Source organism: Methanobacterium sp. (genome assembly GCA_016222945.1).
GTDB lineage: Archaea > Methanobacteriota > Methanobacteria > Methanobacteriales > Methanobacteriaceae > Methanobacterium_D.
The window spans coordinates 171,035-184,136 of the sequence record JACRPY010000006.1 but is presented as its reverse complement, the minus strand read 5'-3'; the positions used below and the strand labels follow the sequence as shown (position 1 = coordinate 184,136).

At 34.0% G+C, this 13,102-nt stretch carries 16 protein-coding genes; 2 read left to right on the top strand and 14 right to left on the bottom strand.

All coding sequences use genetic code 11. The features are described from left to right. Positions 1-8: 8 nt before the first annotated feature. The 7 genes from rpsS to HZC47_09890 form a co-directional block, all read right to left on the bottom strand. Positions 9-419, bottom strand: coding sequence for a 30S ribosomal protein S19 (rpsS, locus tag HZC47_09920; protein MBI5681200.1), 411 nt, complete (start codon positions 417-419; stop codon positions 9-11). Positions 420-594: 175 nt separating this feature from the next. Further along, positions 595-1,320 (bottom strand): 50S ribosomal protein L2, encoded by a 726-nt coding sequence (locus HZC47_09915; protein ID MBI5681199.1) that lies wholly within the window; start codon positions 1,318-1,320, stop codon positions 595-597. A gap of 64 nt (positions 1,321-1,384) precedes the next feature. Then, complete coding sequence (locus HZC47_09910) at positions 1,385-1,645, bottom strand: 50S ribosomal protein L23 (protein ID MBI5681198.1); 261 nt, start codon at positions 1,643-1,645, stop codon at positions 1,385-1,387. A gap of 19 nt (positions 1,646-1,664) precedes the next feature. Next, complete coding sequence (locus tag HZC47_09905; GenBank protein ID MBI5681197.1) at positions 1,665-2,447, bottom strand: 50S ribosomal protein L4; 783 nt, start codon at positions 2,445-2,447, stop codon at positions 1,665-1,667. Positions 2,448-2,494: 47 nt separating this feature from the next. After that, positions 2,495-3,508 (bottom strand): 50S ribosomal protein L3, encoded by a 1,014-nt coding sequence (gene rpl3p, locus HZC47_09900; protein MBI5681196.1) that lies wholly within the window; start codon positions 3,506-3,508, stop codon positions 2,495-2,497. A 44-nt stretch (positions 3,509-3,552) separates the two neighbouring features. Continuing rightward, positions 3,553-4,368, bottom strand: a complete 816-nt coding sequence (locus HZC47_09895; GenBank protein MBI5681195.1) for an RNA-binding protein — start codon at positions 4,366-4,368, stop codon at positions 3,553-3,555. A gap of 201 nt (positions 4,369-4,569) precedes the next feature. Beyond that, entirely contained in the window at positions 4,570-5,208 is a 639-nt protein-coding gene (locus HZC47_09890; GenBank protein ID MBI5681194.1) for a methyltransferase, read from the bottom strand. A gap of 185 nt (positions 5,209-5,393) precedes the next feature. On the opposite strand from HZC47_09890, the gene HZC47_09885 reads away from it, so the two are divergent. After that, positions 5,394-6,872, top strand: coding sequence for an acetyl-CoA carboxylase biotin carboxylase subunit (locus HZC47_09885; GenBank protein ID MBI5681193.1), 1,479 nt, complete (start codon positions 5,394-5,396; stop codon positions 6,870-6,872). A gap of 63 nt (positions 6,873-6,935) precedes the next feature. Then, the gene (locus HZC47_09880) at positions 6,936-7,904 is read left to right on the top strand and encodes a biotin--[acetyl-CoA-carboxylase] ligase (GenBank protein MBI5681192.1); all 969 of its coding nucleotides are present in this window, start codon (positions 6,936-6,938) and stop codon (positions 7,902-7,904) included. On the opposite strand, the gene HZC47_09875 is transcribed toward HZC47_09880, so the two are convergent. From HZC47_09875 to HZC47_09845, 7 genes are all read right to left on the bottom strand, one after another. Next, positions 7,901-8,917, bottom strand: a complete 1,017-nt coding sequence (locus HZC47_09875; protein ID MBI5681191.1) for an RNA 3'-terminal phosphate cyclase — start codon at positions 8,915-8,917, stop codon at positions 7,901-7,903. The two genes, HZC47_09880 and HZC47_09875, sit on opposite strands and share 4 nt — an antisense overlap. A 62-nt stretch (positions 8,918-8,979) precedes the next feature. Beyond that, positions 8,980-10,155 carry a TIGR03576 family pyridoxal phosphate-dependent enzyme gene (locus tag HZC47_09870; protein ID MBI5681190.1) on the bottom strand — a complete coding sequence of 392 codons (1,176 nt, stop codon included), beginning with the start codon at positions 10,153-10,155 and terminating at the stop codon, positions 8,980-8,982. Next, positions 10,145-10,669, bottom strand: a complete 525-nt coding sequence (locus HZC47_09865) for a TIGR00288 family NYN domain-containing protein (protein MBI5681189.1) — start codon at positions 10,667-10,669, stop codon at positions 10,145-10,147. The genes HZC47_09870 and HZC47_09865 overlap by 11 nt, the downstream gene beginning before the upstream one ends. Before the next feature lie 285 nt (positions 10,670-10,954). Continuing rightward, complete coding sequence (locus tag HZC47_09860; protein MBI5681188.1) at positions 10,955-11,299, bottom strand: hypothetical protein; 345 nt, start codon at positions 11,297-11,299, stop codon at positions 10,955-10,957. 119 nt (positions 11,300-11,418) lie between these two features. Then, complete coding sequence (locus tag HZC47_09855; protein ID MBI5681187.1) at positions 11,419-12,072, bottom strand: DUF434 domain-containing protein; 654 nt, start codon at positions 12,070-12,072, stop codon at positions 11,419-11,421. An 80-nt stretch (positions 12,073-12,152) separates the two neighbouring features. Next, positions 12,153-12,398 carry a DUF357 domain-containing protein gene (locus HZC47_09850; protein ID MBI5681186.1) on the bottom strand — a complete coding sequence of 82 codons (246 nt, stop codon included), beginning with the start codon at positions 12,396-12,398 and terminating at the stop codon, positions 12,153-12,155. A gap of 15 nt (positions 12,399-12,413) precedes the next feature. Continuing rightward, a complete protein-coding gene (locus tag HZC47_09845) occupies positions 12,414-12,995 on the bottom strand; it encodes a CDP-alcohol phosphatidyltransferase family protein (GenBank protein MBI5681185.1) in 582 nt (193 codons plus the stop codon). Between the last annotated feature and the right edge of the window lie 107 nt (positions 12,996-13,102).

The following is a 13,102-nucleotide window of genomic DNA, read 5'->3' as shown; positions in this document are numbered from 1 at the left end:
TTCTCTCCTTATTTAAGAGGTACGAACATAGATGACCTTGTAGCACCCATTCCAGGATCCCCGTGTTGTACTCGTTTTCTTGTAAGTGCAAATTCCCCAAAGTAACATCCAATCATTTCTGGTAGTATGGTTACTTCTGTGAATTCTTTTCCATTGTAAATTCCAAAGGTTAATCCTACCATTTCTGGGAGAACAATCATGTCCCTACAATGAGTTTTGATTATCTGTGGTCTTCCGCCCTTTTTTCCTTCTTTTTTTATTTTTCTTATATTTTCAAGCACTTTCTTTTGTCTTGGGAGAAATCCCCTTCTAAGGGATCTTCTCTGTCTTGATGGGAAGAGTTGTATAACATTATCCAAAGGCATCTGTTGTAACTCTTCTAATGTATAACCGCGATATATAAATTCTTTTCTAGCCAATTAGTCGCCTCCTCATATTTTATTTGAGCTTTTATTTTATTTACACTCGAAAATCTCTCAAAAATTCGAAGAATTTTTGGAGCGCAAAAATCTTTGAAAAGATTTTTGCAAGCTTCGATTTTCGGTGCCCCAAACTGAAATGTTTGAGGGTTCCCTTTTTTTAAAAATTTTAATTTTATCTTCTTTTCCCTGTTCTTCTAGCAGCGATTGAACCTACTTTTCTTCCTGGTGGCGCATGTCTTGAAACTGTAGTCGGCTTTCCAGGATGTTGTCTGTTTCCACCACCGTGTGGGTGATCTACTGCGTTCATTGCCACTCCTCTAACGCTAACATTCTTTTTACCTTTAGCGTTTAAAGCGTAGTATCTGTTTCCTGCTTTAAGGAATGGTTTTTCTTTCCTTCCTCCTCCAGCAACTACTCCAATGGTTGCTCTGCAGGCAGGATGAAATGCTTTTAATTCTCCTGATGGCAATTCTACTATTGCCTTTCCTACATCATGGGTTATTAAAGAAGCGTGAGTGCCTGATGCTTTAACGAATTTTCCGCCGTCTCCAGGGCTTTTTTCAAGATTATATACAGGTGTTCCTTCTGGAATCTGTGCAAGTGGTAATGCATTTCCTGCTTTGATTGGTGCTGAAGCTCCAAATTCTATATCATCATTTATTTGTATACTTTCTGGTGCTAATACCAGTAATTTTTCACCATTTTCAAATTTTACCAATGCTATTGGTGCACTTCTTCCAGGATCGTGAATGATATCAGCAATTTTTCCTTTCAAACTGCCTTCTTTTTCTACATTATCATACGATCTGTATTCGATCCTTCCTTTGAATCGATGGGATGCACTCCTATGAGTAGGAGTTCCTCTCCCTTGTCTTTGTGATTTTAAACGTTTTCCCATTATTTATTCCTCCATACATGACCCTATTTGGTCTTTGCGGATAATTAGATTAAATTGGAGTTATTTAGAATACTCCCATTTTAACTGCTATATCCTCTGCGCTGTGTTCTGCTGCAAGTTTAATATATGCTATCTTTTCACCTTTTGAAGTAAATTGAGTGTTTACTCTTTCTACTTTAACAGCGTAAAGGTCCTCAAACGCGCTTTTTACATCTGCTTTTCTAGCAGTTCGCAGTACTATGAATGTTAACTCATTATTTTGGTCAATAGAGTTCATACTTTTTTCTGTTAAGTGTGGTTTTACTATTATTGCATAAGGATCCATTTTCACACGTCCTATAACTTTATTGGAATAATTCACCTAATTTTTCAATGGCAGATTTTGTGTATATTGTAAATCTACCTGCGTGTGTACCTGGAGCTAAAAGTTCAGCATTTAAGTTTTCTACCGACACTATATCTACACCAGGATGGTTTCTTGCACCCAAGCTTATTCCTTTGTCTTCGCCAACTACTATTAGAGGTCCCTTTGGTACTTTGTACTTTCGGCCCCTCATTTTACCTTTTCCAGCTCTTATCTTTTTACCGGTTTTGGCTCGGACTATGTCATCCATTATTCCAAGTTTTTTGAATATTTCTCTTGTTTCTTTGGTGTTTTTAATTTTAGCCAGTTCGTCATCAACTACAAATGGAATTTGAGGAACATTTTGGATCTTGTGTCCTCTGTTTTCTACCAATTCGTTGTTTGTAGTCGCTGCAACTGCTGATCTTATTGCTAATCTTCTTTCTTTTCTGTTTACTTTCTCATGGATGATTCTTTGAGCTCGTGGAGGGTGTGCTCTCCTACCACCTACAGCTTGAGGTACAAATGCCGCTTTTGAACCTGCTGGGTGTCTGCTTCCCTTTACACGAGGAACCATTGCTGCACCACGACCAGAACCATATGATTTAGCAGTTGTTCTTTTTCCTGCCATAGGATCTGTTCCCCATGGTTGAATCCTTGCAGTTTGTGATGAAATTACCGCTCTTTTAATGACATCTGGTCTGAATTCTTCGTTGAAAATCTCAGGCAGCTTGATTTCGTCAATGACTTCGCCTTCCAATGAGTAAACCTTGATCTTTTTCATTTTAATATCCCTCTTTAATTATTTCCAAACATAAACATGATTTAAACTCAAACTCCTTGTTTTGAAGCAGTTGAGATATGTGATATCACTGGTGCATCATTATGCTTTCTGTGAGGTCTCATTGCTTTTCTTAATATTACAAGCCTTTTTGATGGGCCTGGAAGTGATCCTTTCACTATAATATAATTATTTTTCACGAGACCATATTTAATAAATCCTCCATCAGGATTTACAGCATCTACTTCTGATACATCTGCAATTTTAAGAATCTTTTTATTATATTCAGTTCTTTTATGGTATCCCATTTGACCTGCTTGTGGAACTGTCCACATTGTCCTTTCTGGTGACCATGGACCTAATGAACCAACGTGCCTTCCTTTACTACTTCTAGCAGCTTTTCCGTATTGTATTCTAATTCCCCATCTTTTAACAGGTCCTTGGAATCCTTTACCTTTGGTAATTGCTATAGAATCAATATGTTCTCCATCAGAAAAAACGTCAGCTGCATTTATTTCGCTTCCAAGAATACTTTTAGCGTATTCAAGTTTTTCAGCAACTGTAGCTCCGCCAACTCCACATTCTATTATCTCAGGTTTCTTTTTTGGAATACCTGTAACTTGTTTTGGGTTGGTATGTACTAAAACGCGTATATCTGCAACATTATCAATATTTTCATTTAATTTAGTTAAATTAGAATCAGTATCATATTTTTCAGGTATTGGTATTTTTCGCAAGAGTTCTTCGCTTAAATCACTTGCCATAACGTCAATCATGGTTTTAAGCCCATAAGTAGTTTTTTTGTAGGCCCTTATGCCCATTACAACAACAGGTGGTACTTCCAATATAGTCACGGGAGTTGATATTTCCATTCCTTCAGTTGGTGAGTTTTTCCTATTATCATTCATTATTACGTGGGTCATTCCCACTTTATACCCTGCAAATCCAAGTAACCCCGTTTCTTCTGTCTCAGGCCAGGATTTGATCCTAGGGGATTGTTTTACTGCCCTTTTTCTAGGACTAAATGCAACTGATCCACTTCGTGGTTGATGATGTCTACTCATTTTTAATTTACCTCCTTACTTCACAATTCTTTCAATTTTCCTAGTTATTCTGCATTTAAAAGCAAGTTAAATGCAGATAAAGTTGTTAAAACCGCCTCTTCAGTCCTTATAGTCTTAGTTCCTTGTGATGGGACCGTATTGACTTCAAGATCTATTAAGTTTTTTCGGCCCTGAATAAGTTCATGCAAGCCTGAATAAGGACCACCAAACAAAATAGCCACGTGTTTGGCATCTTTTATCTTGTGCTTTACTTCATCTAAAATAGAAGTGATGGGCTCGGCATATCTAGAAGTTCCAATAACAAAATCGGGTTTTACTTCTAATATGCTTTCATACAAGTCCTTATAAGTAGATAAAACCTCGTAACCCCAGTAAAAGTCTGGTTTATCCGGTTCTATTAATATGTCTTTTTTTGACAGCTTCACTACACGGAAGCTAAATATTTTATTTATGCTGAGTTTTTCACGACAAAGCGCGGGTCTATCCGCCCCAATATCAACTATTGTACCTTTCTTTGTCCTTTTTACAGTGAATCCCTGCCTATAATCGCCTACTTCTGCTTCATCTGTAGGATGGTGGGGAGTTCTAAGTGGTGGAAGAATTCCCACATTTTTTAGTTCCCTTGAGATTGGAAATACCTTTTTACGAAGGTATTGAGGCGTATTCATATAAGCGAGAACATCACTAATAAACTTTACCTCTTTCCTATCTGAATTATCGTTATAAACAACGATCTTGTCAGCCTTGAAGATAGCTGCAGATCTACCAATCAAACCCACCTTGTAAGTTTTAATTCTTAAATCCTTTGTCTCAGCAGTTATTGAGGCAGGTATAAAAATGGTTAAATGTTTCTGTTCCATTCTCCATTATCTGTTTTTGTCTTCATATATATATTGTGTACAACACCCTAAGGTTTGATTTAAGTTATATATAAATAATGCAGATTTGAAGTATTTACCATTTTAACCTATTAATAATATATGTAAATCAGCATAAAATATTTTATGGTTTTATACACCTTAAGAAGATTTTAAAATCTTAATGTGTATTCCTTATTCTATTTATATATTCTTTTCTATCCTAAAAACAACTACATCAATGTTAATTTTCTCTTTCCGGTGGAAATCATAAATTTTAGGTATATTAAAACTGTAATAAAACTTATGAGTAACCAAACCCCCTAAAGAAGCAAAATATTTCTCTACAAATTCTTCTGTCTCTTTCATATGGAAAGAATAAACTACAGGGGCAATTTCAATGGCTTTTTTCATGAAAATTCTATCTGCATTTTTTCTCCCGGCTTTTTGGGCGCCAAAAGGCGGATTTTGAATTACAGTATCTGCATTGCAAACAATATCTTTAACATCGCCTGAAATAAATTCAGCCAGATTATCAATGCCAAATTCAGATGCATGTTTCTTTGCAATCTCTATTGCATCTGGATCAATGTCTATTCCCATAACTTTTCTTGCACCCATGAGAACGGCACCAACAGCAAATATCCCTGTACCGCAGCCCATATCCACAACTTTGTTATCTTCAATATCACCAAGAGAGTATGCATTCCACAAAATAGCTGCTGCTATGTTTGCAGGTGTTGTATACTGTTCTAAATGAACTTTTGGTTTTGTATGGGGAAGTATATTTTGTAGTACCATTTCAAGATGTCTTTTTTTAGTGATTTCTGGTTTTTTACTCATTTTTAACATCCCCTAACCTTGTGAATCTTATTTTTAATATTTGATTTTGGAAGATATAATAATATAATGAAATAGATATAAAATAATTAATATGATTAGAAATCAATGTTATAATAGAATATATTATATATACAAATGATTTCAAAGTCGATCTACAGACTTCTACAAATTTTAGAGGCGATATCATGTTTAATAAAATCCTCATTGCCAATCGTGGCGAAATCGCAATAAGAGTTATGAGAGCTTGTAAAGAACTGGGCGTAAAAAGCGTTGCAGTATATTCTGATGCTGATAAAAACTCACTTTTTGCAAAATACGCTAACGAAGCATATAACATAGGTAAACCAAGTCCATCAGACAGTTACTTGAATATAGAGAAAATAATAGACACTGCAGAAAAATGCGGGGCTGAAGCAATCCACCCTGGTTACGGATTCTTAGCAGAAAACGCTAAATTAGGAGAAGAATGCGAAAAACACGGTATTAAATTAATAGGACCTAAAGGTTCTGTTATAAATTCCATGGGAAGCAAGATTGAATCCAAAAAACTAATGCGAGCTGCAGGAGTTCCTGTGGTTCCAGGTACTGCTAAAGGTGTAACTGAACTTGATGAGGCTGTGGATATAGCTGAATCTATTGGTTATCCTGTTATTGTAAAAGCTTCAGCCGGTGGTGGTGGAATAGGGATGCGTACGGTTTATGAAGAAGATGAACTTGTAAGGGCAATTGAATCCACCCAATCTGTTGCAGCTTCGGCCTTTGGAGATTCAACTATCTATATTGAAAAGTATGTGGAAGAACCAAGGCATATAGAGTTTCAGATATTAGCTGATGAACATGGAAACACTATTCATGTTGCAGATAGGGAATGTTCTATTCAACGAAGGCATCAAAAATTGATTGAAGAATCTCCCTCTCCTATCATGACAGAAGAACTACGTGAAGAGATGGGTGGAGCTGCAGTAAGAGCTGCCTCTTCTATAGATTATACAAACGCAGGAACTGTTGAATTTTTATATTCTAATGGTGATTATTATTTCCTTGAGATGAATACTCGTATTCAAGTAGAGCATCCTATTACAGAGATTGTAACAGGAATTGATCTTGTAAAACAGCAACTTAAAATTGCTTCTGGGGAAGAATTATGCTGCGCGCAGGAAGACATTATAGTTAAAGGTCATGCTATTGAGTGCAGAATAAACGCAGAAGATCCTCTTGCAGATTTCGCCCCAAATCCTGGTAAAATAACAGGTTACAGATCACCAGGAGGAATTGGAGTTAGAGTAGATAGTGGAGTTTATATGAACTATACAATACCTCCATTTTATGATTCAATGATATCTAAACTGATAGTTTGGGGAATGACAAGAAATGAAGCTATAAATCGTATGAAAAGGGCTTTAGATGAATATATTATACTTGGAGTTAAAACTACAATTCCTTTCCACAAATCCATGATGTTAAGCCAACATTTCAGGGATGGAGATTTGCATACACATTTTGTTGACCATTATCGTGATGAAATTATGGGTCACATGGAAGATGTAATTAAATCCGACGAAAAAAGAGCAGCAAGACTAAAATCCACATTTTTACCTTCACCTAAGATTGCTGCAGTTTCTGGAGCTGTAAACAGTTATATGGCTAATTTAGGTAAAAAATAGGCCATAAAGTTAGTTTCATTAAATAAATAATTTAATATTTCATAAAAAAAATCTGGTGTTAAAATGAAAAATAAAGTATTAGAATCTCTTTATGAAAAGAAAGGCGAATTTGTGAGTATTGACGAATTAACATCACAACTTGGATTTGAGCATTCCCAGATACTAGACCACATTAAAACACTTAAAAAAGAAGGATACACAATAAACATATCAAACGACGCATTCCAGCTTAACGAGGAATTAACTTTGATATTACCCCATAAACTCAAAAGTATACTTGATACAAGCCGTATAGGTAATGAAATTCATTATTTTAGAGAGGTTGACTCTACAAATGAAGTTGCTAAAAAATTAGCTATTGATGGAGCACCAGAAGGAACAGTTGTAATAGCAGAAAGTCAAAGTAAAGGAAGGGGAAGAAGAGGTAAAAAATGGATATCACCTATGGGTGGTGCTTGGATGTCTGTAATTTTAAGACCAGATATATTGCCTATTAATGCTCCTCAGTTAACATTTACTGCAGGTGTTGCAGCTGCAAAAACTTTAAAAGATGAATATGGATTAGAAGTAGGCATTAAATGGCCAAATGACATTTTAATAGATAATAAAAAAGTTTGCGGCATATTAACTGAAATAAGCACTGAAAGAGATGCCATTGATTATATGGTAATAGGAATAGGTATTGATGTAAATATTGACTTAGGTTCATTTCCTCCCGAATTAAAGGATACAGCAACTTCTATTAAAAGTGAATTGCGTGATGGTGACGTGTCCCGGATGATATTGGTGCAGAAGTTCCTTGAAAACTTTGAAGAGATTTATAATGAATTTAGTAAAGGTAATTTCCACAGCATCTTAAATAAATGGCGTGAATACTCAAAAACTATTGGAAGCAGCGTAGAAGTTAAAACAGGGACAAAAATTATTAAAGGAGAAGCTGTCGGTGTAAATAGTGATGGTGCACTGATTGTAGAGCTAAATAATGGCTCTCTTGAAAAGATTATATCTGGAGAATGCAGACACGTAGCTTAAATAACAGAAATAGTTGCAATATCACCCAATTCACCAATTACACTAAATTTTTTATCCATTATTTTTTCTGCAACATGAATATTAGTAAGGGTATGAAGAGTTAATTCAGCTGTTTTTATCTTAGAATTACCTTTTATGGCCATATATGGAATTAACTGGTCACCCATGTATTTATCAACTGCTGCGCCCTTTGATATATGGTATAATATTTCTTTTGCTGCGTTTTTACCTACGTTTTCAGCTTTTAAACCACGTTCTCCAATTGAACTTCCACCAACTCTTGATTTTCCTTCACTCCAAAGAACTATTCCCGATCCTGCACCTAAAGCATTGTTTGAATGTTCAATTTCAATTTCAGCATCAAATCCATTTGCTTTAAGCACTTTTTCTGCACTTTCAGCTTGCCTTACTGCAACATGTTCTGGTATCTTAACACTATGCGATATTCCTCTTATTCTATCCACTTCAAGTTCAGTGCTTATAATTGGCTTTAATTTTTTTACAGGAGCAATTTCAACCTTTACAATGCCTCCCCCACGAGGATAGTGTCCGCGACGGATTATATCTATTTCTGCAACATATCCCATTGTTTTTAGAATTGGCAGGGTGATATTTTGCAGGTAATTTATTGATGGAGACCATCTAACATCAGTACCTCCACAAATAGTTATATTTACCCTTGATTTTGCAAAAAAAGCAGGTATCATAAATGCCTGGAGAACAAGTGCAATGCTCCCTGCAGTTTTTATGTCAATTTCAAAATTCCCTCCCTTTATGGATTCAGGTTTAAAAAAGATTTCATTTGACCCTATCTCTAATTTATCACATGATGCATGAGATAATTGCGCAACTACCTTTACTGCATTTAAATGTTGCGGCATTAGCCCAGTTTTTGGTCTGTTTGACCGTATATTCTTTATGTTTATGGTTTCTTGACTTAAAGCAGATAATGCAGTAGCAATACGTACAATAGAACCTCCACCTTCGCCATCCGAACCATCGATCTCAATCATGTGCTCAAAAGCCTCTCTTTCTATTAAAAAAATATAAAAAAGAATAAAATAGTTAAATTAAATCATTTACTTATGTCATTTTCATATAAAATCAATTTACAGGCCATTTTATAGTTTACAATCTCACTAAGATGTGAAAAAGTCTCAATCATGGCCTTAACAATATATTCATTATCAATCCTTTCTGAATCAGAAGCTGCAAGATCTATTCTCAAAGTTGCAGAAGCGCCAGGCATTCCAACAGCAGGAATAGTTAAAATATGGTAGTTTCTAAGTAAAAGAGCTGCAAATACACATGCAACATCGTCTGATGTGAAATCTGTTTTAACACCTTTCTTTTTCAATTCTGCAATTATATCATCTGCTGAAATCATTACACCTGTTGGGGTTTCCCTAACAGATTCAATATCTTTTTTTAAGGCCTCATAAATTTCATGTTTATCTTTGAATGCTCTAATCATTCTTTTCCCGCTGAAATTTTCAATTGCCCTTATTATACCAACAATAGTAGCTGTTTGGGCTTCAAGACCAAATTCATGGGCTTTTGATTTTATTAAATCAATTATTTCTTTTTTCCCTGCCATTAAACCTGCTCTTGGACCATTCATTAGTTTATCAGTGCTTGTTATAACAATATCTGCACCCATATCCATGGCTTTAGGCTGTTTATAGAGCACTGTTCTTAATCTTGCCCCTGATGCATCATCTACAAATACAGGGATGTTTTTTGATTTGGAAATGTCAATTATCTTAAAAAACTCCTCTTCTTCTAATATATCATGATCCATGGTAGAACCAGTTATAATAACAAGAGCTGTGTTATTTTGAACTTCAAAATCATTAATATTGTCAAATTCTTTATAAGAAGCCCCTACAAGCTTCGTGCTTCGAGGAATAGATGGATGTGATGGAAATTTAGGCAAATAATGAATAACTTCATCCCCTGGTTTTACAAGGGCTAAAATTGTTGCAAGGATGCCTGATGTGGTTCTGTTAAAAGCAAATACTTTTTCCCCACCAAGATAGTCTGTTCCAAGGCGCTGCAGCTCATTTTCAAACATTGCAGGCCCTGCATATGTCTCAAGAAAATCCATATCTTGAGGATTAAGTTTAAATCCTCCGGCAAGACCTGTTAAATCATAAAGAGCATTTCTTCCATGGTTTTTAATAATGGAATCAATGATTTTAAGGGAGTTTTCCCTTTTTTTTACCTCATCAACAGACGAATTAATAAGCATTTTCTTCCCTATTATGACTTTGTTTACCCCTATGATTTTCAGATTTCAAGGTTATGGAATGATCTGCAGAGTTTTGCAGTGCTGCACTGAATCCGGGTTCAGCTCCAATTACAATTGTTTCTTTCCCATTTTCTTTTGCCTTGCTTATGATGGGCAGAAAATCAGCATCACGAGTCATTAGTGCAACAACATCAATATTAGGATTATAAATTAATTCCATGGCTTCAACTGCCATGTAAACATCAGTATCACCAGCAACAACAACAGGAGTAAATCCTTGATTTACAATTGCTTCTATAAGTTTATCTGAAGCATATTGATTCAGTAAAACTTTACCAACCCTCATGTCCCCATATTCAGCTATTATTTTCCTTACAATATCAAGATTAAGGCTGAACTCTTTCCTTAACATATTAGGCCCATCAACAAGAAGACCTATATTTTTTCCTCCTGATTCCCTTCTTTTTAAAGGAATATAATCCTTTAGAGAAGTCAGTCTTTCAAAGCTGCGCATTTTCATCCTCCATGCTTAATTTAATGTATGCATATTATTGAAATAATTCTGAAAGTTAATTTAAATCGTTTATTCTATTTAAATATTTTTTTCTTTAATTATGTTTAAATCATAGTATAATCTGTTTTTTATACTCTGAATTTTTTATTAATTTCTAATTTATATTAAATACATCTAAAGTATGTTCATTTTCCTAATTAAATTATTCTTAAAAAAATAAATTCTATATTATTTTAAGCGTTAAACTCTATTTATAGATAGTTTGATAAGTTATTTAGGAACAATTTATTCTATTTCAAGGGAAAACGCATCCTGGAATAAGTCTTTAACTATTTGCAGTTCTTCACCTTCTAATCTGGTTACTGCACCATCATTAGTTTTTCTAAAATAATAATCTGCATCTACAATTAGTCCGCTGTTATCAATGTAGAGATAAAGCCCATCTGCAAAGTTATCAGGATCATCTGATGGTAGAAAAATTTCAAGTCTAACAAGTATTTCTGAACCTTGAACACTATCATGAATTTCTTCCCGTTTTTCATCGTCTTGAAGAGCTTCCTTAAACCATTCAATTCTTGATTTAAGTTCTTCTCCTGCCTTTTCTGCATATAAATCATTGTTATTTTCCATAATATCACCACTTTTTTTATTTAATTGATTTTAATTTTTTAATGTATTTAGAATCTTATAAGAGTTAATTACTTTTATTTAATTTAATTTTAAAGTATTTTATGTAAAAAAAATGATTTTTATTTAGTTTTGTATTTTTGCAGGATAATAAAAGGTATATCCACAACTTTATCTATTTTATCTATTATTACACTATCCCCTGTTGCAACTACTCCATTATTTGTCTTTGATGACTCTATAATTTCAAAATCAACATTTTTAGAGACATTTGTACTTCCTTGAATTCCATAATGCTGCATAATTTCATTTGTAAGTTTTGCAAGCTTAGCGCTGAAACTTACAGGACTATCAAATAAAAAATTAACATAAGCAGGGTTATATTCATTTATAAGCTCCAAAATAGCATTTAAAGCCTTTTTTGTAGAGTCTTTAAATTTATATTTACCAAAAACAGCATTTAAATCTCTTAAAATCATGTCATCGCATAGAATTAGAGATTCATAATCCCTCTGGCATATGCTTTCAGTGGTGATAAGAACATTGTAACCATCCACAAGAAGATATTTGTTTTCTATTTGGGTGATTTCAACTATTTTTTCTCCTCTGGATTCAGATTTTAAGTTAGAAAAAACAGATCGGGCCAGATAATTACGTTCCCGCTTACTTAGCAAATATTTATTTGAAACAAATTGAAGGGCATTTTTCTTCCTATAACCTCTATTTAGAAGAAATCTTAAATCATATACTGCTTCATTGATTTTATCTTTTTTAATCTGCATAATAGCTAATATAAATAATTATTTTAAGTTTATAGGTTTGAATAAATATTTTTAAGTTCTATAAAATTTAAATATCAAATTATGTTATGTAAGAGCCGTATTGCATCCAGTAATCCATGTGCATAGGTTATACATCCAAATGAAGTTACAAGGTCTCCTTTTTCAAGATAGTATTTTGTATCTTCAAAGTAACTTAGAGCTCTTAGAAGAACTTCATTTTCGTTGTCATTTAAATTTATTGATTCTATTTCTTTTATATTTTTAGTAAATAGTTCAATATCTTTATTAATACGGCTTATTGTACTTGAATCATCACCCATAATATCTATCCTGTGTTATTCTGGCTTTTTATCCTTTAATTGTTTCCATGCATAGTATATTCTTTGTGAAACTGTGAAAAACCCGAGGATCACTATTAAAATAACAGCATAATTTAAGAAGTTGAAACCTAACGCATAGGTTAAAAATGCACCTATCATAATTATAACAAGTCTTTCTGCTCTTTCAGCTATTCCCACATCGCCTTTTACACCTTCTGCTTCCATTCGTGCCCTTACATAACTTACACTGAAGGATGCAACTATGGCTAAAACACCTATTACCCAGTTTACAAATCCGCCATATGCAATTCCAATTAAAATAAATGCATCTGTAAGTCTGTCAGTGGTTGAATCCAGTATTGAACCAAATGGAGATTGTGTTTTATGATTTCGCGCGACAGCACCATCTATAATATCAAAAAAACCGCTTAAAAGTATAAAAATTCCACCTGCAAGCAGATTTCCAGTTGCAAATAAATACGCAGAAAAAATACCCATAATAAGGCCAATTATAGTCAAAATATTGGGATGTACACTAATTTTATTTGCAATAGGGTCTATATAGATTTTAACCCGTGGACGTAGTTTATTAAGCATATACATTAGATGTACGTTCCCAAAGATATATGTTTGTATAAAGTTAATAGTAAGCCCAATTACCACTAAAATAACAGTATAAAAATGGAAATTATAGAAAAGCTCCA